This is a genomic window from Mesorhizobium hawassense (genome assembly GCF_003289945.1).
Taxonomy (GTDB): domain Bacteria; phylum Pseudomonadota; class Alphaproteobacteria; order Rhizobiales; family Rhizobiaceae; genus Mesorhizobium; species Mesorhizobium hawassense.
In genome coordinates this window covers 35,724-57,938 of record NZ_QMBP01000010.1, presented here as the reverse complement: position 1 = coordinate 57,938, position 22,215 = coordinate 35,724, and the positions used below count along the sequence as shown (strand labels likewise).

Genomic DNA, 22,215 nt, shown 5'->3' with positions numbered 1-22,215 from the left:
GGGATGCTCCCGTCGGATTGACCGCGACCCTCGCGGCCTTCATGGCGACGAGAGCCACGGGCGGGACGGCCCGACACCCGCAGCGAAGCGAAGGGCCGAAGCGCAGCGGAGGATGGCGGCAGCCGGCTATTTTGCATCGCGATGGAAAGGCGTCGCGCCCAATCGCTGCCATTCGCAACCAGTCGCGCGCCGCCGGAAAATAGTCAGCCGCCGCCATTGTCTGGCAGGCCAGCTCGTGGGCCCGATCGCCCTCTTGAAGGACGGGTCGCGGTTCTCTGCCGACGGACCACGCATCCATGCGCCGCGCCGGCACCGTGCGCCGCGCGCTTCCCCTCACCGCTCATGCCGCCGCCTGTGTCAGATAGCGGATGCGATCTTTGCGCATGAGCTGGTCTGCAATCGAGGCGCGGAAGGCGGCAAGTCCGAAATGGCGGAGGTCTTCGTTGAAGTCCTCCGTCTGCGGCGACAGCACGATTGCCTCGATTCCGGCGTCGGTCGCACGCTCGAGCAGGCCGTCTCTGGCACCGTCACCGGCCGGATCGTTGTCGCGGATGACATAGAGCCGCCGCAGGTTCGGAGGAAACAGGATGGCGGCAAGATGGGCTGCCGAGAGTGCTGCCGCCATCGCCATGTCGGGCAAGGCGCATCTGAGCGATAGCGTTGTCTCGATGCCTTCGCCTGCCGCCATGACGTTGCCGGGTACGCCGAAGCGGACGGCGTGACCGAGAAGGTCACCCATTGCCCGACGCGGTGTGTCGACGAGTGCCTTGCCGGTGCCGTCCGGTGCGAGCCAGGTGCGGTGCGCGCCGGTCAGATGTCCATCGAGGTCGGTGACAGCGGCGATCATCGCCGGCAAGGTCTTGGTCGGTCCATGATCGTCTGGCCGGTAGTAGCAGTGTGGATGGAACTGCAAGGCTGCGGTTCCGTGCAAAGTCGTAATGCTACGGCCACGCAAATAGGTTTCCACGAGGGTGCCGATAATGTGCTTCGACATGGCGACCAGTCGGCGAGCGGACTCCGGAGATCCAATGGGGACCTGCGTGATCGGCTCGGCCGGTCGGGGTGGCATGGCATCTGGCATGGCGAGAAACCCGCGCGCCTCGTCGGCGACGTCCCGGAAGTTGACCAGTCCGAGGGATTCGCGGATGACATCGAGCAGGTCGCCATGCTCGCCGGTAGCGGCGTCGGTCCATTTGCCTGGCGGTCCCTTCGGGGATGGCTGCAGACGCACGAACATCGAGCGACCCGGCGCATTGCGGACGTCGCCGACGGTCCAATAGTTGCCCTGGCGACGGCCATTGGAGAGGTAGTGGCGGCACACCGCCTCGGCATGTTCGCCGAGGCGGTGTGCGAGGTCGGATGCAGCGTGACGCGGAATCATGCAGCCTCCCGCTCGCTGACCCGCTCGATTGGAAAACGGTCGAGCACGCGCTCCAGCACGGCGAGCCCGTTGGCGTCGATCGGCACGAACATCCTGAGCTTCCATGAAATGATCTCGTGGAAGAGACCGTAGGCGGTGAGGCGCTGGCGCATCGTGTCGGTGAAGCCCGACAATTCGATGCGCCATGCGCCCATGACGCGGCTGCGGCGAAGCTGGAGATCCTCGGCAAGATCGAGGATTGTCCGGCCGTCCATCAGAGCCGCAAACGCCTGCTCCGGCGATAGCGCAACCCCGTTCGTCGCAGAGGCGTTGGCGGCCCATGCCGGCGAGACGCGACGGCCGATGAGGCGCTCGCCCTCGTCGGTCTGAAGCCGATAAACGCGTGTCGACTCGTTGGGCAGGCGCTTCCAGATCGGCAGCAGCAGGCCGGTGACCATGTGCAAGACCGAGTCCGAAAACTCTGGCACCCCGGCGATTTCGGCCGTCCAGGCAGTTATGAACGCCTCGCGATCGGCCTCGGCCCAGCGTGTTTCGCCCATGGCCTTGAGCGGCATGTTCTGGCCTTCCATCGGCCGGATCAGGCGGACACGTCGCTCGACCTCGCCATCGTCGAGCATGACACTGGGTGTCGGGATCTGTACGGCGGCGCGGCCCGATTGCTCGTTGATGAGCAGTAAGGCACGCGGATCACGGAGATGATCGAGCGCCGCATTGAGCGTGACGGGCCGATTGCGCTTGCGTTCGGTGATCGTGAGCAGGCGGCTTTCGGCGCCGGTGCGCGGATGGGTGTAGATCACCTGCCGATCGGTGACGACGAAGTTTTCGGCCTGCAGCGTCTCCAGCCCGGCATCGTAGGTGCCTGACGCGATCGCGCCCTCGATGCGGGCCGCCAGCAGTTGCTCGAAGGCACCGAACAGCACGCCCTGCAGCGCGATAGTCAGTGCGAGCAGGCGATTGAGGAAGGTGGTGATCGGCGGCAACTCGTCCTTGACGCCATTGGCATCCATCAACTTGAGACCTGTCGCCGCCTCGAAACGCTCTAGCGAGCAGCCCTCGACCTTGCCGCGGACGATCAGCAGATAGAGTTGCCGCAACGCATCGCGGGCATAGTGGCTTTCCAGATTGTCCTCCGGCCGGAACAGGCCCTGGCCACCGGTCTGGCGCTGGCCCCGAGTGATCGCGCCCAACGTGTCGAGACGGCGGGCGATCGTCGAGAGGAAGCGCTTTTCCGCCTTCACATTGGTCGAGATCGGCCGGAAGAGCGGCGGCTGCGCCTGATTGGTGCGATGCGTGCGGCCCAGGCCCTGAATGGCGGTGTCGGCCTTCCAGCCGGCTTCGAGCAGGTAGTGGACGCGCAGGCGCCTGTTCCGAGCCGAGAGGTCGGCATGGTAAGACCTGCCCGTGCCACCGGCATCGGAAAAGACCAGAACGCGCTTCTGGTCATCCATGAAGGCCTGCGTCTCGCCGAGGTTGGCTGGCCCGGCACGGTTTTCAACGACAAGGCGCTCTCCCTTGCGGACAATGCGGCGCGAGCGACCGGTGACCTCGGCCACGATGTCCACCCCGAAATGCTGGACGATCTGGTCGAGCGCGCCCGGGACAGGCGTCAAGCTGGCGAGTTTGGCGATCAGCTCGTCGCGCCGGGCGACCGCCTCGCTGCTCTCGACCGGCTGGCCATCGCGGTAGACCGGGCGCGACGACAGATTGCCTTCGGAGTCGGTGAAGGGCTCATAGAGCTGCACCGGGAAGGAATGGGCGAGATAGTCGAGGACGTATTCGCGCGGCGTGATGTCCACTCGGACATCGTTCCATTCCTCGGTCGGCAGCTCCGCCAGCCGCCGCTCCATGAGCGCCTCGCCCGTCGAGACGATCTGGACAACGGCCGCATGGCCCTCCTCCAAATCGCGGGTGATGGAGCGGATCAGGGTCGGCGTCTTCATGCTGGTCAACAAATGACCGAAGAAGCGCTGCTTGGCGCTTTCAAAAGCGCTGCGCGCGGCCGACTTGGCCTGGGCATTGAGCGTGCCGGTGGTGCCGGTGATGTTGGCCGCCTGCATCGCCGCATCGAGATTGTTATGGATGACGCCGAAGGCACCAGCGTACGCGTCATAGATGCGGACCTGTTCAGGCGTCAGCTCATGCTCGAGCAGTTCGTATTCGACGCCGTTGAAAGAGAGCGAGCGGGCCGTATAGAGGCCGAGCGCCCGAAGATCGCGTGCCAGCACTTCCATCGCCGCCACGCCGCCTGCCTCGATCGCCTCGACGAAATCGGCTCGGGTCGAGAATGGAAAATGCTCGCCGCCCCAGAGACCGATCCGTTGTGCATAGGCCAGGTTGTGGACCGTAGTGGCGCCGGTGGCTGACACATAGACGATGCGAGCTTGCGGCAGGGCGTGCTGGAGCCTGAGGCCGGCGCGGCCTTGCTGGGAGGGAGCGGCGTCGCCGCGTTCGCTCTTGCCGCCACCGGCGTTTTGCATGGCGTGCGCCTCGTCGAAAATGATGACCCCATCGAAATCCGGGCTCAACCATTCGACGATTTGTTTGACCCGCGAAACCTTCTCGCCGCGGTCGTCGCTGCGCAGCGTGGCATAGGTGGTGAATAGGATGCCTTCCGCGAGCGTGACCGGCTTGCCCCGCGGGAAGCGGGAGAGCGGGGTGATCAACAGGCGCTCCATGCCGAGCGCGGACCAGTCGCGCTGCGCATCCTCGATCAGCTTGTCGGACTTGCTGATCCAGACCGCCTTGCGTCGGCCCTGCATCCAGTTGTCGAGAATGACGGCGGCGGATTCCCGGCCTTTGCCCACCCCAGTGCCGTCGCCAATCATGAAGCCTTGCCGAAAGCGTACCGAACCCACGGCGTCATCGGCTGCGGCGCTCACCACGTCGAAGGTGTCGTCGAGGGTCCAGGCGCCGGCGAGATATTCGGTATGGGCCTCGCCGGCATAGATGACGGTCTCGAGTTGCGCATCCGACAGCAGGTCAAGGACATTCTTCGGCAGGCGCGGCCGGTAGCTCGGCTTGGGTGGCGCCACCGAGGCCATGGCCGCCGATTGCACGAGTTGGGTGGGGTGCGGCTGCGCGTCGGGAATGCGGATCGCCTGAAGCGCGTAGTCCTCGTAGATGGCGTCGCTGATGTGGCCGCCCTCGGCCGCGTGCCAGTCGACCACCGTATAGGCGAGTTCGACAGCCTCTGGGTCTACAATCGACATGTGTGGCGTGGTTCTCACCGCGCGTGCGAGATAGCCGTGCACTGTGCGGGGCGCGGCGACCGCCGATGCCGCGCTGGAAACGGCGGTCATCACGACCGGCGACCGCGCGGGAAGGCGCTCCTCAATCCACGCGAGGAGCGTCGCCGCATCCGGAGCGATGCCCGGAGCATCCGCGAGTATGGTGGCATCGTCCGCCGGAACCTTGTCGATGACGGTGAGGCGTGTCGGAAAGGTCGTGCCATGCTTGGCATAGACGGCGCCGTCTATGGCGGCAGAGAAGACGACGCGACCACGCTCCTGCAGCCGGGTAAAGGCCGGGGTCCATGCCGGATTGTCGGGACCGAAACTGGCGCCGGTGATCGTCACCAGCCGCCCGCCAGGCGCAAGGCGCGCCAGCGCCGAGGCGATGTGCCGCCAGGCCGCGTCGGCCATGCGGCCGTCGACATTGGCTATGACCGAAAAGGGCGGGTTCATCAGCACCACGCTCGGCTCGGCGCCGGGATTGAGATGGTCGTCGATCTGGGCGGCGTCGAAGCGGGTGACGGGAACGGTCGGAAAGAGGCAGGAGAGAAGTGCCGCGCGTGTCTCGGCAAGCTCGTTGAGGACGAGCGAGGCACCGGCTATCTCGGCCAGGATGGCGAGCAGCCCGGTGCCGGCGGAAGGCTCCAGCACACGGTCGGCGGGCGTGATGGCGGCGGCGGTTGCCGCGACCAGGCCGAGCGGAATCGGTGTCGAGAACTGCTGGAAGGTCTGCGCCTCTTCGGATCGGCGGGTATGCGTCGGCATGAGCCCGGCGATCTTCGACAATGCGGAAAGACGGAGAGCCGGCGACGCGGCTTTGCGGAACAACGCCTTTCCGTACTTGCGCAGGAAAAGGACCGTCGCGGCCTCGCAGGCATCATAGGCCTGCTTCCAGTCCCAGGCGCCGGCGGCGTCGGATGCGCCGAATGCGGTTTCCATCGCCGAGCGCAGCGTTGGCGCGTCGATGCACTCGCCGCGTTCGAGACGGGGAAGCAGCAGGCCGGCGGCGGCGAAGATAGCGTCGGCTGCACGGGTTTGGGCGAGCGGGAGCGGTGCGCCAGTGGGAACCGTAGCAGCGGGCGAGATCATATACATGGTGTGAACCTCGGGAGAGCGGGGAAAGGATCGAGCCGCGCGGCGCTCTCTCTGGACCGCACGGATTCAAACCCATCCCGGCCCGCCTCTCCCTCTCAGGGCCCCGCCGAACCTAAAATGAAATAAACGCCCCGCCGTGAGGTGGAGCGCTTGCCGGTGTTTCGCAGTTACGCTGCCGCCCGCCCCTCGACGACGTCCGCGCCGACCTCGTCGGCGGTGACGTCTTCAAGACGCGCATTGCGGTATCCGGTCTTGGCCAACCAGAGTGCGGCCGCCTCCCGGCTCTCGGCGAGGTGCAACAACTCGTCGTCGTCGCCGATCTGCTGCAGGACCCGGACCATGCCGATACCGGGCTGCTCGACGATCTTGAAGGTGAGGTCGCTGTCGACCGAGTAGGTTCGCATGGCCGTCACGAGGATGACGCCCCCGGAGGAGAAGTTCCCTTCATTGAGCGTGATCGAGACCGGCGCGCTGTAGGTCGGACGGTTGCGCGGCGATGCCTTGCGGACCAGACGGCCGAAGCCGTTGCGACGGTCCCAGTCGGCGAGCTTGCGGGTAAAAGCGCGCGGGCGGTTTGGGGGTGCCGTCCGAGTACCGGATCAGCGAGCCGAGCGGGGCGTTGTCATAAACGATGTGGGCGGACATGGATGTCTCCTGAAACGAAAAGGCCCGACAGGGCGTCGGACCATGAGGGTGAGGTGAAGGGAAACGGGGAGGCCGGAGCCGCCCCGTCGATGGGTGCTATTCGGCAGCGACCGCGTGAGCGATGACCTCATCGGCTGCCGCCGAGTCGTCTTCGTCATCGCCGGCGAGGAATTCGGGCAGGTCAGGTTCCTCGCCCTCGCCCGGCAGCGCGGGCGGTGCGTCCTGATCGATCAGACGGAGCGGTTCGGGTAGCCAGCCACTATCGGCAAGGAGGCGTTCGGCCTCCTTGGCCATGTCGCCCTTCTTGAGGTGGTCGATGAGTTGAGCGGCCTGCTCGCCGACGCCCTCACGCACGGCTTCGAGGATGCGGGACTTGGTGACGCGACCGAGATAGTTCTCGACCGTCGGACGCCAACCCGCATCCACCATGTCGAGCCCGGTGGCGTGGGAGAGCCGGTCGGCTTCGCGCAAGCGCTGCTCCAGCCCGTGCTGGGAAACGCCGCTGCCATAGGGGTTAGGCCGCTCGAACAGCGCGTTGATCCCATAGCTGACGCAATGCGCCAGCAGTGCGTGCTGACTGGCTTCATCGAGACTGTCGAGCCAGGCCCACAGAGTCTGGTCGTCACCGAGCGGGATGTCGCCCTTCCACGCTTCATGGCGTTCGTCGATCGCCTTGGCCGCGGGGCTATCTTTCAGCTCGGCGTCTTGCGTCGGCAAGCGAACGTGTCGGACGAACGCCTCGAGGCAGCCGGTCGCGGAGCGATGACCGAAGGTGTCGAGGACAAGCCGATGCAACAACGCCGTCATCGCCACGTGCTGGTTCCCGGCCACGGCATTGCGCAGCGCCAACGTGCGATGCGCGGTGAGCTCGATCAACAGGCGTTCGGGCAGCGGCTTGATGGCGTCGCCGTCATCCTCATCGGGCTCGGACGTTTGCGCGCCGATGGTAATGGTGGCTCGGCGCACCGAAGGATCGTCCCTGCCATCCTCGCTCTCGGTCGCACCGTCGGCGTCGCCGTCGACCGCTTCCGGCGCTTCGTCCTCGGGGCGCACATATCCGCGATCGACGACCAGGTCACCGTCACGGTCGATGCTGATGAAGGCACCGGCGCGGCCGATATCGGCGGGATCGTAGTTCATCGGGCGGCTCTCGAAGGCCTCAAGCGCAGTCTCGATCTGGCCGAGGCGCCGATCGACCTCATCGGGGAGTTCGTCGGATTCGCCATACTCGGCTTCGAGCCGATCGTACTCCGCGCGCAGGGCTTCGCGTTCCGCCCGCTCCGCGTCGGTCAGATCGACGGCGGTACCGGCCAGTGCCCGCAGACCGTGATTATGGCCATAAGGCAGATCGACATCGACCACGATCCACTTCCAGCCCTCCGCCGCGATCTCGTCGGCGATAGACTTCAGCTTGTCGTGGACCAGGCGGTCGAGCAGAGCGGGGTCCTGCAGCCAGCCGCCATTGTCGGCCTCGAACAGGTCGCGCAGGACGACGCCGCCAGCGGCGACATACGCCTCGACACCGACGAACAGCGCCCGGCGATCGGTCGCGAGCACCGTGGTTTCCGTCAAAAGGCGCCGGATCTGCTGCGGTTCCTTCGACCAGGAGTTTTCGACAGCCTCCCAGACCTGTTCCTGACGGGCGTGATCGTCGGTGACGGTAAAGGCCATGAGCTGCTCGAGCTTCATGCCATCCTGCTCGTAAACCTCCTGCAGCTTGGCCGAAACCCTGGCCAGCCTCAGGCGCTGCTGCACGAACGTTGCGGAGACGAAAAAGCGTGCCGCGATCTCCTCATGGCTGGCGCCCTGGTCGTGAAGGGTCTGGAAGGCGCGAAACATGTCGAGCGGATGTAAATCCTCGCGCTGAAAATTCTCGGCAAGCGAATCCTCCTCGATCGGGATCGCGCTGTGGGCATCGCTGACGACGCAGGGAACGGGCTCGGTCTTGATCATGCGCTTCTGCTTGACCAGCAGTTCCAGCGCGCGATAGCGGCGCCCGCCCGCCGGCACCTCAAACATGCCGGTCTCGTTGCCCTCGCCATCCAAAACTGGCCGGACGTTGAGGCTCTGGAGCAGGCCACGCCGTGCGATCGAGGCGGAGAGGTCCTCGATCGTTTCCCCGCGCTTGATGCGCCGGACATTGGACTGGCTCAGCATCAGCTTGTTGAAGGGAATGTCGCGCGAGGCGTTTAGGGTGATCTTCTGCTTGGGCGTAGCCATGTGGACTATCTCCGAGACGGGCGGCCGAGACTCTCTCGACCTCCAAACCCGTCACAAAGACGGGCGCAGCCCTCTCACTCTGAGGACTACGCCGCACACGGAACATTTGGAGGGCACAGGGCCGCAGACACGACTTTGCGCATCTGCGGCTTGGGATTTCCAAGTTGAGATCTCACTCGCCGTCTCGGCAAGGCTGGGCCGCGTGGTAGAGGATGCGTTCCGCGTCGCGGATGCTTCCGGCCCGCTGGGCGGCCTCTGCCCAGACCGAAATCGGTAGGTCGGTCGCAAAGAGAATGTCGCGCTCGATGCCCATACCGAACGGCAGCCGGACTGACGTCATATCGAGGAGTGAGAAACTGCCCAACTCGAGATAGCCGAGATCGGCGAGACCGAACATGGCGTCGCCATCGGCATCCAGTTCGTTCGCGAGCCAGGTTCCTTCGCCGAGCGGATTGAAGAACTTCACGACCGGTGCGTGATCGGCGTTGCGCTCGCGGCCATTTGCGAGGAGGCGCTCGCGCAGTTCGTCGGTGAGGAGGATCATGCCGCCCTCCTATCGATGTCGGTCTCATCGACCTCGGCGGAGCCTGCCTTGGCTCCGCTGCCAGGTTGCGGCAGGAAGGCGAGCAGCCAGTCGGCCGCCTTGCTGGCCTGGGAGGCCGCACGAACGATGGCGCGGTTATCTTCGCGCAGGACCTCGAGCCAGGACGCCAGGTAGTCGGCGTGGCGCACGGTCGGCACGATGCCAAGCGAAGCGCAGCAGAAGGCTGCGTTCATCTCGGCGACGAGTTCCTCGAAAGCGTATTTCTTGGTGCCGAAGGCGCCGCCGAGGTCACGGCCGACGCGGGAGGCATGGCCGGTAGCGTGGCCCAACTCGTGCAGCGCCGTGCGATGCCAGTTGATCGGCTCGAAATAGGCGGCCGGCGGCGGCACACACACATAGTCGTGGGTCGGAACATAGAACGCCCGGTCCCCGCCGATACGGAATGCGATGCCAGTCGCCTTGATCAGCGCCTTCACCTGCGGCTCGATCTGGCCGGGTGGCGGGGATGGCGCGGCGATCGCCACGTCCTCCGGCAAACCCTCGCACTGGCCAACGTTGAATACGGTGTAGCGCTTGAGGAATGGGATTGACACGGCTTCCTCTTCGGTCTCCTCGGCGCGCTTCTTCTCGTCGTCGGGGATAAAGCGATCGGCATAGACGACGGTGGTGCCGTGTTCGCCTTTGATGACGTTCCCGCCGAGCGTGAGGGCCTGTCGAAAGGTGAGCCAAATCTGGCTGGGAAAACCGTGCTCGATTAAGGCGCCCCAGAGCAGAAGCACGTTGATACCCGAATAGCGCCGCCCGGTGGCGGCGTTCTTCGGCATGGCGAGCGGCGCCTTCGCCGCCGCCGTGCCCCAGGGCTGCACCCAGGGGAAGCGGCCGGCCTCCAGCTCTGCGATGATCTTGTTGGTGATATCATAATAGAGGCTTGCCCGGTCGGCGCCGACGCGAGCGTAATGTCTGGACATCGCGGTTCTCCGCGACGGGCGCAGGAGGCCCGTCCTCCAGCTCTCAACCCGTCACGACAAACCGGTCCGTACTCTCACTTTAGACGGCGATGCGGGATCCTTCCGTAGGAGGGGGACGCTCTCGAATTTGCGGCAAAGGCAGCCCGCGCCAAATTGGCGAATGTCGCTAACCATCTAGTATGGTTATTGCTACCGGACTGCGTGGCGGATGCGGTCGGGGCATGCCTGGCAGTGTGTGCTTCTGAAAAAAGTCTGTTGCAGGTCGCCCTGGGTATCGCGCACCAAGCGAAAGCGGCCCATCCTGGATGTGCGGCAGCATCTTCCCGGCCACCACGGCGTAATAGGCGGCGAGCGTGGGCCTTGGTCACGTTGGCCCCGAGATACAAGGGCGAAACTATCTCGATATTTTCGCGACAACGGTCCCCTGTTCCATCGAACTCAGCCTGGCTGCCGCGGAAGTCACAGCATAATTAAACTCGAATTGGGGGGCTTATGCGAACGGTAACAAGATGGTCTGGCCCTATGCCGCCGACGGGCATACGCTCTCGGCGGCATATTCGATCACGACCCCGGTTGCGTATACACGAGCGGGTGCCCGCCGCTCTGGTAGTCCTTTACCGGCAGGGCCGGTTGCGGCCGTGCGTAGAACATCGGCTCGCGGGTATCGAGACCGGCATCGGCGGTCTGCATCTTCATCTCTACCCCAGTGCCCTCGGCTTCCGCCTTGCCCATCGCATCTTGAAGTTGTTGCGCGGCTTGTTGGCTCCATGGCAGCACATAGAAGCGCGGCTCGGTCGAGTCAGGCGTGGTAAGCCATATGTAGATAGCTTGGTTCTCGACCGGGACAGCGCCCACCACCTGGGCTTTTGCCGTGTCACGCCACTCGAGCGTGAACGGCTTGGGACGGCCAAGAAGCTCGCTGGCGCCGACATAGACGACGGTGATCAGCGCCAGGAAGATGCCGACCGAGAGGGTGCGGCGGGCAATGCCTGCATTCGGCAGAATGACGAAGATGAACACCCCGAGCAGCAGGGCGAAGAAGACGGGAGCGATCATCATCGGGAGGCCGCCACGCGGAGGGGTTTGAAGATGCTGTTGATGCTAGCCGGCACCAGTTGGCCGGTCGAATCGAGCCGGAATCTCAAGGCGGTAAGCTCCTGGTTGGGCTTGCGCAGCTGGACCGTCGTTGTGGCCAGCGGCGTTGACGACTTGGTGGAATCGGTCTTCACGTTGACAATTATCTTCACCGGGACGGGATATGTGACGTTCACGCCGCGATACATGTGAACATTGACGATGTATTCGCCTGCGGGAGCTCCCCGAGAATAGGCGACCTCATGGTTGGAGTCGGTCATGTCCTGCGCCATGCCGAGGTCGTCGCGCAGCAGATCGAATACCTTGCCGCTCTTGTTGGAGTAGCCGACCGGCACATCGCCGGGCGCCTGGACCCACAGATCGACATCGGCGTCGAGCTTGTCGGGCCACTGCGTCTCTACTGTCACGTTTCCGGGCGCCATGACGCCATCGGTCTCGCTCGCCTTGGCTGGAGGGTTCATCACCGTCATCATGAGCGTGGTCATGAGGACGAAGCCGCCGAGCATCAGGAGAGCGGTGTCGAGCCAGACAGTGAGAGTTTCCTCATCCATCGAAGTTGCCGAGCAGGCGAAGATTGATCTTGAGCCACAGGTTCGTGGCTATGCCGAGCAGCGTTGCATAGAGCGCGACATACATGCCGTCTATGACCGACCCGATCATCGAACGGATTGCATTGGGATCGGCCGTGCCGCCGGCGCGCGCCGCTGAGAAGGCGACGATGAGCCCAACCACGGTTCCGAGCAGCCCGATCCGCACCACATGGGTCGCCAGCCAATCTACATCGCGCCAGCGCCGGAAGAAGACGCACAATATGCCCAGGGCACCGATGGCTGCGATCAGCCAGCACAGAAACGCGTTGTTGCCGGCGAACGGTTTGCCGGCAACGCCGACGGCCCACAGCCCGACGATGCCGGCGGTGCCAATCGCCTGAAGAACGATGAACCGCGACAGAAACGCCTTTGGAGCGCCGTGATCGGAATGCGTGTCCGACAGCCTGCGGCCAACGGCGTGCGATCCCAAGTCGGCTGCCTGCTCTGGCCAGAGCTTCTGAGCGACCGGACTGGGCCACGGCTTTTGCCGCGGTGCGTTTTCGCGGGAATAGATATCTACCATCTTGCCGCTCCTTCTTTTGCGATCCATTTATCTATGAGATCAGGCGCCGCGCTCGCCCTTGGCGCCGACCCGCTTCAATTCTTCCCAGCCTTCGCCGGCCGCGACGAGGCAGCTTGGGCCGTTCGGCTGGCTTACCATGATCGTCCAGGTCTCGCCGTCATCGCTGGTCAGCACTTCGACGACCGAGCCGTTTTTGGCCAGGCCGAGGGCAACCGGCGCTTCCTTGAATCGGCTGGAAAGCTGCTTCAGGATTTCCGGCCGGGAGCCGCACTGGGGCAACCCGCTCGCCGTGGCTGCTGGCGATGCCGCCGCCACCGGCATGGCGGAGATGGCGACCAGCGAGACTGCCGCGCCCATCGCTTTGATGCGCGTTGACTCAAAACGTGACTTACCCTGTTTGAGAGCTTGGTTGGACATCGGGACCTCCGAGTTTGCGCGAAGGCAGGCCTCCCGGCCAGCCCTGCGGTCGATTCAACCTTCGTGCCAAGGGTGTACTTGTTCGCACCTGCTATTAGCCTTGCAGAGTACTGCAGGAGTCACGGTGCCTTCCATTCCACCAGGGTTTACTCGGCTAACTGATTAGTGGGGGAAGCTTAACCTTAGTATGAGCGAGATGGCCTGCTGCCGGTTTCGGACATGAGGTTGTGCTAACATAGCTCGTTCCTCAAACTCGACGGGACTCAGACAGCCCCAGTGTCGAGTGCCTTCGCCGAGGGTTGTGGAAGCGCTCGATGTAATCGAACACATCCGCCCTGGCGTCATCCCTCGTCCTGTACACCTTGCCGCACGCCCACGATGCCGTCGGACCTCGCGTAGCACTCGGTGATCAGCAGTCTAGCGCATCCCTCGCCGACTTTCTCCTTCCGCAAGGGACGGCCGCATCACCTCCGTGCGCGTTGACAGCCAGCTCGCCATCACCATCAACGAACGCGCCACCCAAGCGTCGCCGGGCTGAGGATCGCCGCGTCAAGCGAAATAAGCGCGCGCGGGCCAGAAGTCGCGGCCGGGGCGCCCGTGCGGGTGCTGCCTGACCGGGATTTCGGGTCGATGGAAGTAAATGCGGTCTTCGTCAGCGGAAAGACGATCAAGCCTGCCGCCCGAGCATTTTCCGGATTCCTTCTAAGGGAGTTCCGTGCTCGTCAACACGGCGTCGGCTAGGGCATCGCCGTGACAACGGCGGCATTACCCGGAGTTATTGACACAATACCTTTACCCCGTCCGCGTGGAATCTTAACGCTAGCGCAATCGAGCGGAACGGTGTTGGCAGAGTGGAAGAGAAGGCGGAAGACCAGGACGGCATGGAAGAGGCCGAACGCGACCTGCTCACCGACCTACGGCGAGCGCGGCGCTCGCTTCGACTTCAGGGCATGGATGAGCCCCCGGCGGCTTCGTGCCTGACGCCGGGGCAAAGGATAGCGGGCGCTGTCGCCACCGTAATGGGCTCGTGGACCTTCATCATCATCCAGAGCGCAATCCTGTTCGTCTGGATAGCCGCCAACCTGGCCGGCGCGATCAGGGGCTGGGATCCCTACCCGTTCATTCTTCTCAATCTCGCTCTTTCGTTCCAGGGGGCCTACGCCGCGCCGGTCATCATGATGGCCCAGAACCGGCAGCAGGACATCGATCGCACGGCCGCGGAGAACGACTACCGCATTAACGTAAAGGCGGAACTCGAGATAGAGTTGCTGCATGAGAAGATCGACCAACTGCGTGAGCGCGAAGTCCTGAAGCTTACCGAGGCCGTCAGGATGCTGACCGAGTTGCTGGAGCAGTCGGGGTCGGGTGCATGCGGGTCCGATGCGGAAGGCGGACGGCCATCATAACGCCCGGCTATCGACTTCATGGCCTGACGTCATTTCCCATTCGCCGCGCGGAATTCCATGCTCCGCCGGTAGCTTGCCCATCCCGCGCAGAACAGCTTAGCGCAATGTGCGGGACGACGCTCCTTTCACCGCCGACGGAGGAAGTCCGCCATGGTCACTCGCGGTTTCACGGGCCGCCAATCCGGATCTGAACTTTCGGATCGGATTCCCCCGGGACAGCACCTCGTTGATAGTTTCCCGGTGCTTACTGCCGGTCCCACGCCACGGATCGAGCCCGCGGACTGGACATTCACGCTGAAGATCGGAACTCGTCCGGTCAAGGCGTGGAGCTGGTCGGAGTTCAACGCGCTCCCACGAACCAGGATGACGCGGGACATCCACTGCGTGACCTCATGGTCGAAGCTCAACACCGCCTGGGAGGGCGTGGCCATCGACGACATTCTCGCCGACGCTGGGCTTAGCGCGCCCACTCCGTTTGCACTCGCACATTGCTACGACGGATACTCCACCAACGTTCCACTCGCGGATCTCGCGACTGGGAAGGCGATGGTTGCGCTCAACTACGAAGGCCAGCCGCTGCCGCGCGATCACGGGGGGCCGGCGCGCCTACTCGTGCCGCATCTCTACTTCTGGAAGTCGGCAAAGTGGGTAAACGGGCTTCAGTTCACGGAGCGCGACGAGGCCGGTTTCTGGGAGCTGCGTGGGTACCACATATATGGCGATCCGTGGCGTGAGCAGCGATACAAGAATGACTGAAGCGATTGCCGCGACCGCGCGATGGCAGAGCTGCGCGATTGTCGAGATCGCGACGAGAACGCAGCAGGATTGGGCAGCATACTGTAGAAAACTGCTGTACATAGAAGAAAATATGCGACAATGTAAATCATTGAATTGTGTTTGACACAATAGTAGTAAATATACTGTCGTGAGTGTATATCTATGCCACTTCAAATAGCGGCTTTGCTTTCGCGATGAAATGGACCGCAGAGCGTCGGTCAACTTATCTTTCCCTAAGTCGATAGTTAGATTTTGGGCGTGCAGATTCCGTTCGGTCGCTGGAGCAGGATACCTATGACTGACACCGACAATTTAGAACTCGTCAGTTTGAACAGAGCCGCCTGCCCCAACAGGCTATCGTGGACATTCCTAAATCGCCCTCGAACCGAGGGACGGTTCCCAGCCACCATTTCCATGGGGGAGCGAAGAATTGCCTTTCTGAAAAGCGAGTTCTTGGACTTCATCAGAGGCCGCGTCGCGATGAGGGTGGCCGCATGAAGGTCACTCTAATCAGCGAAGACTTCCGCGACGGGATGCAGGTAGACTGGCCGGCAATCCCACGCGCAGGTGAGTTTGTGAGTCTTCGACATATCGACGGCACTGCGCAGTACGTCGTTGATGGTGTCGAGTACGCTTGCGACACGAATGGGGTTTTGACCGAAGTGCGGATTGACCTCGATGCCTAGCCCCGCCCTACCCCGCCTGCGGCACGTCAACCCACGCGGGCGGATCCACTCGGAACAATAGGACATACAAGTTATAGACATACGTCCTGAGCCTCCCGGCTCTGGCGGCACCTTGGCGCGTCTCGACATCCAGCTGACGCCAAGCTGCCGACTGATCAACTTTTAGCTGATCAACGACCCGAAGGGGGAAACGCGTCTACACGGCCTCAGCGTTCGGCATCAACACAGCCACGTTTTCACTTGTGTGCCGCGAGGTAGTCCACGAGCGCCACCGCGTTATTGCGCTCGGTGTCCTGCGCGCCGAAGACCAGCGTGACTTTGCCCGCCGATACAAGATCCGCCAGGTGCTTGACTGCGGTGTGATTGGCGCGGAGCTCCTCGAAGCATCGCTTGTGAAACTCGCCCCAGCGGTTCGGGTCATGGCCAACCGGGTTCTGATACCGCGCTCGGAGCGATGTCCTTCAGCCACACGTCGACGCCGGCATGCTCCTTCGTGAGCCCGCGCGGCCAGATGCGGTCGACGAGCACCCCTGGTGCCGTCCGAGGCCTCGGGCGGCTCATAGACGCGCTTGACACCAGGCCGCGAGGATCGTCGAGACATTGGATCTCTTCTCTTCTCCAGAGGAGGACTCCCTCGCGTTAGGTTGCTTTCGCGGGACTGACCTCAGGAAAATCGATCGGAGTCTGCACCGCGTTGTTCATGAAGTTGGTCAACAGGAACTGGGCCGTCAACGCGATCATCTCGACAATGTTGGCGTCAGTCCACCCGGCGTCTTTGACCGCTGCGAACTGGGCGTCGGAAACTTTGCCGCGCGTCTCGATGAGCGCCCTCCCGAACGCCACCGCAGCCTGCCGCTTCGGGTCGCCTGAACGGCCCTGCCGATTCAGCGAGATCTCCTCTGGGGGTATCTTCGCCAAGTTCGTCGAGACGTAGCTGTGCGCGGCAAGGCAGTAGTCGCACCCGTTAGCCTCCGAGACTGCGAGCGCGATCCCCTCCCGAGTCTTCAGGTCGAGGGTCTTCGACACCGGCCCCATCAGGCCAGCCCAACCGCCGAGGGCGTTCGGGCTGATGGACATGAGGCGATAGTGGTTCGGCACGAAGCCGAGCATCTTGTTGGCGTTGTCGAGAATTGCCTGGGATTCGGCGGGCGCGTCGTCGCGCCCCGGAATGGTGATACGGGACATTTTCTTCTCCTGACTCTGGCCGGCTCGGCTTGTGAGCCTCTGAAATAGCCCCTACCGTTCGGCGGAATAATCCGGTAATCGTGAGAAATGGCCTCTCGGAATGTGAGAGAAGATGGACCGGCTTGAAGCAATGTCGATTTTGGTAGCCTCGGCCGAGGCTGGCAGTTTCTCCGCGGCGGGCCGGCAGCTCGGAGTCCCCTTACCGACCATCAGTCGGAGGGTCGCTGACCTGGAGAGGCACCTTAATACCCAGTTGCTGGTCCGCTCGACGCGGAAGCTGTCGCTGACCGAGGCGGGGCTCGCGTACGTAGCCGCGTGCAAGCGCATCCTGGAACAGGTCGACGAGGCAGAGTCGCAGGCCGCCGGGGAGTACACCGTCCCGCGGGGGACGCTGGCGATGACGGCGCCGATCGTCTTCGGACGCCTCCACGTCGTACCGGTCGTGAACGAATTCCTGGCGCGCTTCGCCCAGATCAATGTTCAGCTGACGCTCTCCGACCACACGATCAACATTGTCGACGAGCACATCGACCTGGCCGTCCGCGTCGGCGCGCTGCCCGACAGCACGCTCGTCGCGACGAAGGTGGGCGAGATCCGGCGCGTGGTCTGCGGCAGCCCCGGCTACTTCGCCGCCCACGGCGTCCCGAAAACGCCCGATGACCTGGCCGACCACATGTGCGTGACGTTCACGGCCCTGGCGTCTGGGATGACGTGGATCTTCAACCCGCGCAGCAAGGCGACCAAGGGAGTGCGCCCCTACTGCCGGCTGAGGATCAACACGGCCGAGTCCGCGATCGACGCGGCGATCGCGGGCGTCGGCGTGACGAACGTGCTCTCCTATCAGGTCGCGCGGGCGGTGGCCGCGGGGAAGCTCAGGCTCGTCCTGCAGGACTATGAGCCCGATCCGATCCCGGTGCACTTGGTGCACGCGGGACAGGCGATCCTGCCCCTCAAGCTGCGGCGCTTCACGGAGTTCGCCGCGTCTCGGCTGCGCAAGTCGCTGGCGGCCGACCTGGCCAAGCTCTCTGCGCCAAAGACCGGAGTAAAGAAGAAGTAGCCACCTCACTCGCGGATCATTCATGCATGACAAAAATAACTCAAACTCGCGCGGAAAGACTACTGAGTCGCACTGGACAAGCGATTGTCCCCACGGGCAAGTCGGGCGCCGAAAAATGTTACTCTAAGACAGACTGGACGCTCTGAAAACTGAGCCTCACCAAGACCCCGGCGAAAGTGACGCTGGTTCGGCGGCGGGCGATGGAAGCGCTTGCCCCGCATCCGGATTGGCCGAGCCCGCCGTGCACGCCGAGGAGCAAGCCCCCGCCTTCCAGCTGCGTGACGGCCACGGCCGGTGGTTCTCGTCGCGCGAGGCGCTGCGTCTCGGCACCACCGTCCTCGTATTCTGCATGAGGGGATGGTGCCATACTGCAACGTAGAACTCCGAGCGATCGAGTCGGCCTCTCACGACATACCCAGCCTCGGCGCTTCGTTGGTCGTCGTCTCGCATCTGACGCCTGACAACAGCCTGGAGACGCAGAGGCGCGCAACGGGCTTTCGTTCGCAAGCTTGGTCGACGCGGGAAGCGAGGTCGCGCACGCTTTCGGCCTGCGTTGGAAGGCGTCTGACGAGCTGCGTGCCGTCGAGGCGGGCTGCGTTGATCTCGCGGCCTTTAACGGCAATCCGGGCTGGACGGTGACCATGCCGCCCGATACGTCTTGGCGCCTAGACTAGCGGGACGATCGAGTACGCCGACATCAGCGTCGACTACACGCGGGCGGGCGACCCGTCGGAACTGATCCCGGTCCTCGCTCATATCGCCGCGCACGGGCCCGGCTCTCAGAGGCTCCAGAAAGCGTGTCCGTGCGTCCAAACCAATAGACCGGGCCATTCCAACGCATGCCTGCAAGTGGCATCCATGCGCCTCGATTACGGCGTGCGCCCTCACGCCCTCGAGTGCACGGCCTCGTATGGTCGGCGGCAACTTGACGGAGAAAAACACATGGAGCTTCATCAAGTTCGTTACTTCCTCGCCCTCGCGTCCACGCTCAATTTCACCCGCGCAGCCGAGCAGTGCAATGTCACGCAGCCTGCCCTGACCAAGGGGGTGCAGAAGCTCGAGCAGGAACTCGGCGGCCAGTTGATCTACCGCGAGCGCCAGTTGACGCAGCTCACCGACCTTGGAAAAGAAGTCCTTCCGATGCTGGAAGGCACACTGGCCTCGGCACAGGCGGTGCGTCACAGAGCCCAGGAATTCCAACGCAAGGAGGTCGCGCCACTGAAGATCGGCCTCGCCCCCTCCATTTCGGCGTCGCTCGTCCTCGATCCGATCGCGGAGATCGCAAAGTTCGTCCCTGGACTTCACGTCGAGCTGCGCGAGGGCTCGGCGGAGAAGCTCGTCGGCCTCTTGCTTGAAGGGGAGATCAACGCCGCAATGGTCGGAGACGTGCAGGACATACCCGCCCGCATCGACGACTGGCTGCTGTTCGAGGAGCGCTACGTCGCGGTTCTCGCGCCGACACACCAGCTTGCAAACCGCCCCTCGATCTCCATCGACGACCTCCGCGAGACCGCCTTGCTGGAACGCGCCGGATGCGACGTCGGCCCGAAGATCCTACGCTCGTATTTTCCCGAGGAGCCGCCCCCCCGCGGGCACTGCAGCGGTAACGACTTGCACCTGCAGCACATGGCCGCGGCTGGCTTCGGCTTGATGCTCGCGCCCGAGCACATGCCGCGCCTTCCGACACTCAAGACCATTCCCCTCGAAGGCAATCCGGTTTCGCGGGAGGTGCGGTTGCTGGCCGTGCAGGGGCGCCGCTACTCGCCGGCGCTGGACGCTTTCATCAAGGTCGCGCGGCTTCGCGACTGGACGCTCGAAGTCCCGCACCAGGACATACCTTTGGAAAGTCGGGGGCATACGCTCTCGTGGAGTGATGACCTGAGTCAGGCTGCAGCGGATTGCTCGATCGCACCCTCGGCCGGTGCGGCGCTTGAGGACGCGGTGCGCTGCGCCCTGGCACGGTATTCTGACAGATCGCAGCCGTAGTACCTGCGGAAAGTGCGCGAGAAGCTGCTCCGGCTCTGGTAGCCGGCGCTGAAGGCGACTTGGTCGATAGACAGCGCGTTGGCTGCGAGCAGGTCCGCTGCATGGCGCATCCTCACCCGGCGGAGCAATGACATCGGGATTCTCCGAAGGCGGCGGAAAACCGCGCCATGAAAGCCGAGCGGCTGAGGCCGACGGCGTGCGACAGACTCTGGACGGTGTGAGGCACGGACGGGCGCGAGGCCATCTCGGCGAAAGCCCGTGCGATCGGCGGATCGCTCAAGATCGAAAACCGCTCCACCCACGCATTCGTCGAGACCAGGCAGCGCCTGAGCAATGCGAGCAGAACGAGTTTCAGCAACGCCGCCGACATCGGCCCTCCACCAACGTCCTGGGCTGATGCGGCGATAGTGCCGACATTGCGGCGCGAGTTGATCGCCGCGCTGGACGAACTGTTCCAATAGCCGATGCATGTCGTTTTCATATTGACGGGGAACGGCGAGGTGCCAGAGCCAATCCATTCGCAAGTTAGGCAAGTTGCCCGGGCCCCGACATCTCGCGCCGCGTGGCGCGCCGATAACGATCGTCTATCGACTCTATGGCGAGAGGTCATTTCCCTCGCCGGCGTTGCAAGGTCATTTTCCAAAGGTCGGTCCAACTACGCTCAGCATCCGGCACTCACTGCGATGGCGCCGCTGCGACCTCCGGTTGCCCATTAACACTACCAACAGCGCGAAAGAGAAGACACTGATGTCCAACGAAGCCTACGATATTGTCATTGTTGGCGCGGGTGCGGCCGGCTGCGTCGTTGCAAGTTATCTCGCCGAACACACAGATGCGTCGATCGCGCTGATCGAAGCGGGCGACATGGATCGCGATCCATTCATCCATATTCCTGCCGGTTTCGCCAAAATACTCGCCACTGGCAGGCATATATGGAACTACGAGACGGTTCCCCAGCACGGCACAAAGCGAATCTATGCTTCGGGCAAGGTGCTCGGCGGCGGCTCTTCGATCAACGCAATGTGCTACGTCCGTGGTCAAGTCCGAGATTACGCCGCGTGGCAAAACGCGGTCGGCGATACCGGCAAGTGGTCGTATGAAGACCTGCTTCCCGTCTTCATGTCGCAGGAAGTCAACGACACCTTCCACGACGAATTCCACGGCATCGATGGAGGTCTCGCGGTCCAGTTGCCCAAGGGCATCAACGAGCTGAACCAATATTGCCTAAAGGCCTTCCAGGAATATGGGCTGCCCTACAACCCAGACTATAACGGCAAGAGCCAGATCGGCGTCTCGCCGGTGCAATCCACGGTCGGACATCAGCGCCGCTGCAGCGCGGTCGACGCTTTCCTGCGTCCGCACCTCGCCTCGGGCCGCGTCACCCTCCTCATTGGCAAGACGGTCGTCCGCATCCTCGTCGAGAACAAGCGGGCTGTCGGCGTCGAGCTCACGGACAATGAGACGATCATGGCCGGCGAAGTTGTGCTGTCGGCCGGCACCGTCCACAGTCCGAAGATCCTCATGCACTCGGGCATCGGGCCAGCCGAGCAGCTGCGCCAGCACGGCATCGCGGTGATCGTCGATTCACCCGAGGTGGGCGAAAATCTCCACGACCACGCGATCGTGCCGGTCCGCGCCTACGTAAAGGGCGACCTTGGTTATCAGGCGGCCGCGCAGGGCTTTGGCAGCGTGAAAGCGGGCCTTCGCTATTTCGCGACCAAGGATGGCCCGGCGTCGGGCAACGGCATCGAGACGGTTTCCCACTGGAATCCGTCCGACTTTGCCGCCGAGCCCACGATCCAATGCTATCACGTGCCAATCATCGCAAAAGATGGAATCAGCCCAACGGGCGACCGCTCTGGCATCACCTTCGAACTCGTGGTGCTTCAGCCGAAAAGTCGCGGCTGGGTGCGGCTTGCCGACAGCGACCCAACGTCGATGCCACTTATCAACCCAAACTTCATGGGCGAAGAAGAAGACGTAAGGGCCGCAGTGGGCTCGGTGCGGGCGATCCGCAAGGTCATGGCGCAGGAGTCGCTTGCGCCGGTCATCACGGAAGAGATCGATCCTGGCCCGCGCATCCAGTCGGACGCCGAGATCGGCGAGTGGGTTAAGAGTGCCGTGACGACGATGTTCCACCCGGTCGGCACGTGCCGGATGGGCCAAGATGCGCGAGCGGTGGTTGACGCCCGGCTCAGGGTTCGCGGGGTCGACGGCCTCCGTGTGATCGACGCCTCGATAATGCCGAAGATCACCAGCGGCAACACGAACGCCCCGACTCAGGCGCTCGCGCGCCACGCCACGGCGATGCTGGTCGAGGATCGGAAGCGGACCTAGAGACCTCTCGCGCGAAACGACCACGGCGCTGGCAGCAGTTTCCCGCCCGTCGACCTATCCAATTCGACTGCAA

Annotated in this window: 19 protein-coding genes and 3 pseudogenes; 6 read left to right on the top strand and 16 right to left on the bottom strand. The window is 63.6% G+C overall.

Annotated features, from left to right (window positions below):
- Window positions 1-340 precede the first annotated feature (340 nt).
- The 12 genes and pseudogenes from DPM33_RS20630 to DPM33_RS37040 form a co-directional block, all read right to left on the bottom strand.
- The gene (locus DPM33_RS20630) at window positions 341-1,381 is read right to left on the bottom strand and encodes a DUF7146 domain-containing protein (protein ID WP_112099286.1); all 1,041 of its coding nucleotides are present in this window, start codon (window positions 1,379-1,381) and stop codon (window positions 341-343) included.
- Window positions 1,378-5,706, bottom strand: a complete 4,329-nt coding sequence (locus DPM33_RS20625; protein ID WP_112099285.1) for a bifunctional class I SAM-dependent methyltransferase/DEAD/DEAH box helicase — start codon at window positions 5,704-5,706, stop codon at window positions 1,378-1,380. Before DPM33_RS20625 ends, DPM33_RS20630 begins: the two co-directional genes overlap by 4 nt.
- Before the next feature lie 167 nt (window positions 5,707-5,873).
- A pseudogene (locus DPM33_RS20620) lies at window positions 5,874-6,351 on the bottom strand (hypothetical protein).
- 96 nt (window positions 6,352-6,447) lie between these two features.
- Window positions 6,448-8,571 (bottom strand): ParB/RepB/Spo0J family partition protein, encoded by a 2,124-nt coding sequence (locus tag DPM33_RS20615; protein WP_112099284.1) that lies wholly within the window; start codon window positions 8,569-8,571, stop codon window positions 6,448-6,450.
- A 172-nt stretch (window positions 8,572-8,743) separates the two neighbouring features.
- Window positions 8,744-9,115 carry a DUF2958 domain-containing protein gene (locus DPM33_RS20610; protein ID WP_112099283.1) on the bottom strand — a complete coding sequence of 124 codons (372 nt, stop codon included), beginning with the start codon at window positions 9,113-9,115 and terminating at the stop codon, window positions 8,744-8,746.
- The gene (locus DPM33_RS20605; protein WP_112099282.1) at window positions 9,112-10,083 is read right to left on the bottom strand and encodes an ArdC family protein; all 972 of its coding nucleotides are present in this window, start codon (window positions 10,081-10,083) and stop codon (window positions 9,112-9,114) included. Before DPM33_RS20605 ends, DPM33_RS20610 begins: the two co-directional genes overlap by 4 nt.
- A gap of 166 nt (window positions 10,084-10,249) precedes the next feature.
- Window positions 10,250-10,402 carry a hypothetical protein gene (locus DPM33_RS37635; RefSeq protein ID WP_425373549.1) on the bottom strand — a complete coding sequence of 51 codons (153 nt, stop codon included), beginning with the start codon at window positions 10,400-10,402 and terminating at the stop codon, window positions 10,250-10,252.
- Between the two features lie 242 nt (window positions 10,403-10,644).
- The gene (locus DPM33_RS20600) at window positions 10,645-11,142 is read right to left on the bottom strand and encodes a hypothetical protein (RefSeq protein ID WP_112099281.1); all 498 of its coding nucleotides are present in this window, start codon (window positions 11,140-11,142) and stop codon (window positions 10,645-10,647) included.
- Complete coding sequence (locus tag DPM33_RS20595) at window positions 11,139-11,729, bottom strand: hypothetical protein (RefSeq protein ID WP_112099280.1); 591 nt, start codon at window positions 11,727-11,729, stop codon at window positions 11,139-11,141. Before DPM33_RS20595 ends, DPM33_RS20600 begins: the two co-directional genes overlap by 4 nt.
- On the bottom strand, window positions 11,722-12,291 hold the full coding sequence (locus tag DPM33_RS20590) for a MotA/TolQ/ExbB proton channel family protein (protein WP_167449160.1): 570 nt from the start codon (window positions 12,289-12,291) through the stop codon (window positions 11,722-11,724). Before DPM33_RS20590 ends, DPM33_RS20595 begins: the two co-directional genes overlap by 8 nt.
- A gap of 39 nt (window positions 12,292-12,330) precedes the next feature.
- On the bottom strand, window positions 12,331-12,648 hold the full coding sequence (locus DPM33_RS20585; protein WP_112099278.1) for a hypothetical protein: 318 nt from the start codon (window positions 12,646-12,648) through the stop codon (window positions 12,331-12,333).
- Between the two features lie 288 nt (window positions 12,649-12,936).
- A pseudogene (locus tag DPM33_RS37040) lies at window positions 12,937-13,072 on the bottom strand (IS3 family transposase); the annotation flags it as partial.
- Window positions 13,073-13,559: 487 nt separating this feature from the next.
- On the opposite strand from DPM33_RS37040, the gene DPM33_RS20580 reads away from it, so the two are divergent.
- The 3 genes from DPM33_RS20580 to DPM33_RS20565 all read left to right on the top strand — a co-directional run bounded on the left by DPM33_RS20580 (window position 13,560) and on the right by DPM33_RS20565 (window position 15,577).
- Window positions 13,560-14,114: a DUF1003 domain-containing protein gene (locus DPM33_RS20580; RefSeq protein WP_112099277.1), complete on the top strand. Its 555-nt coding sequence runs from the start codon at window positions 13,560-13,562 to the stop codon at window positions 14,112-14,114.
- 150 nt (window positions 14,115-14,264) lie between these two features.
- Window positions 14,265-14,870 (top strand): sulfite oxidase-like oxidoreductase, encoded by a 606-nt coding sequence (locus DPM33_RS20575; protein WP_112099276.1) that lies wholly within the window; start codon window positions 14,265-14,267, stop codon window positions 14,868-14,870.
- A gap of 515 nt (window positions 14,871-15,385) precedes the next feature.
- Complete coding sequence (locus tag DPM33_RS20565; protein WP_112099274.1) at window positions 15,386-15,577, top strand: hypothetical protein; 192 nt, start codon at window positions 15,386-15,388, stop codon at window positions 15,575-15,577.
- A gap of 236 nt (window positions 15,578-15,813) precedes the next feature.
- Here DPM33_RS20565 and DPM33_RS20560 read toward each other — a convergent pair.
- Both DPM33_RS20560 and DPM33_RS20555 read right to left on the bottom strand, forming a co-directional pair.
- Window positions 15,814-16,178, bottom strand: a pseudogene (locus DPM33_RS20560) (DUF488 domain-containing protein).
- Window positions 16,179-16,216: 38 nt separating this feature from the next.
- Window positions 16,217-16,762 (bottom strand): carboxymuconolactone decarboxylase family protein, encoded by a 546-nt coding sequence (locus DPM33_RS20555; protein WP_112099273.1) that lies wholly within the window; start codon window positions 16,760-16,762, stop codon window positions 16,217-16,219.
- A gap of 112 nt (window positions 16,763-16,874) precedes the next feature.
- Between DPM33_RS20555 and DPM33_RS20550 the strand changes: the two genes are divergently transcribed.
- Together DPM33_RS20550 and DPM33_RS20540 are read left to right on the top strand one after the other, a co-directional pair.
- Window positions 16,875-17,819: a LysR family transcriptional regulator gene (locus tag DPM33_RS20550; protein ID WP_112099272.1), complete on the top strand. Its 945-nt coding sequence runs from the start codon at window positions 16,875-16,877 to the stop codon at window positions 17,817-17,819.
- A gap of 942 nt (window positions 17,820-18,761) precedes the next feature.
- Window positions 18,762-19,805 carry a LysR family transcriptional regulator gene (locus tag DPM33_RS20540; RefSeq protein ID WP_112099437.1) on the top strand — a complete coding sequence of 348 codons (1,044 nt, stop codon included), beginning with the start codon at window positions 18,762-18,764 and terminating at the stop codon, window positions 19,803-19,805.
- On the opposite strand, the gene DPM33_RS37800 is transcribed toward DPM33_RS20540, so the two are convergent.
- Window positions 19,703-19,915 (bottom strand): helix-turn-helix domain-containing protein, encoded by a 213-nt coding sequence (locus tag DPM33_RS37800; RefSeq protein ID WP_425373555.1) that lies wholly within the window; start codon window positions 19,913-19,915, stop codon window positions 19,703-19,705. The genes DPM33_RS20540 and DPM33_RS37800 overlap by 103 nt on opposite strands.
- Before the next feature lie 2 nt (window positions 19,916-19,917).
- A complete protein-coding gene (locus DPM33_RS36330; RefSeq protein WP_167449158.1) occupies window positions 19,918-20,286 on the bottom strand; it encodes a hypothetical protein in 369 nt (122 codons plus the stop codon).
- 266 nt (window positions 20,287-20,552) lie between these two features.
- Between DPM33_RS36330 and DPM33_RS20530 the strand changes: the two genes are divergently transcribed.
- Window positions 20,553-22,142, top strand: coding sequence for a GMC family oxidoreductase (locus DPM33_RS20530; RefSeq protein WP_112099270.1), 1,590 nt, complete (start codon window positions 20,553-20,555; stop codon window positions 22,140-22,142).
- Window positions 22,143-22,215: the final 73 nt, after the last annotated feature.